The 521-nt window shown below is 67.0% G+C and carries 2 protein-coding genes; both read right to left on the bottom strand.

The window, feature by feature from the left end; genetic code table 11:
• Positions 1-269 (bottom strand): phage terminase small subunit (gene gpM, locus CSC62_RS17675; protein WP_246194542.1); only part of this gene is annotated, 269 nt, incomplete at its 3' end.
• Positions 270-272: 3 nt separating this feature from the next.
• On the bottom strand, positions 273-521 hold a 249-nt coding region (locus tag CSC62_RS17680; RefSeq protein ID WP_162407917.1), incomplete at its 5' end, for a P2 family phage major capsid protein.

Raw genomic sequence — 521 nt, forward strand, 5'->3', positions numbered from 1 at the left:
ACCAGCAAGGGCACGCCGATGCCGATGCCGAGCCCGCCGGCCAGCACGCCGGCCAGGTACGGCACGTAGGTCGGCAACAGCTGCGCCTTGAGCGCCGCCTTGCTCTGGGTGGACTGGATCTGCTTCAACCGCAGGCGATCGCTCTGCAGCTGCGCCATGTGCTGCTCGTAGGCCGTTGCACCGGCCATCAGCTGGTGCGGTGCACGCTGGGCAGCCTCCAGCTCTGCGAGCACGCGGCTGTGGTGGCGCTTTGCGGGACTGTCGGCCATGGCTTAGGCCTCGATCTCGATGTGCTCGACCACGCAGCCCAGGCCGTAGTCTTCGACCACGTAGGCATCGTTGGAGGACTCGTAGTTCTCGATGCGATCGCGTTCCGGCGCTTCCTTGATGTAACGGCGACGACCGCCGGTCTGGTAGTAGATCGACAGGTTCGCCAGCGAGGTCACCATCAGCGCGCCGTCCGGCAGATACGGCACCTCGGCCACCTGCAGGCCGCCGACGCGGCGCTGGCGCAAGATCAG

The organism is Pseudoxanthomonas jiangsuensis (genome assembly GCF_010093185.1).
In the GTDB taxonomy this organism is placed as follows: Bacteria; Pseudomonadota; Gammaproteobacteria; order Xanthomonadales; family Xanthomonadaceae; genus Pseudoxanthomonas; species Pseudoxanthomonas jiangsuensis.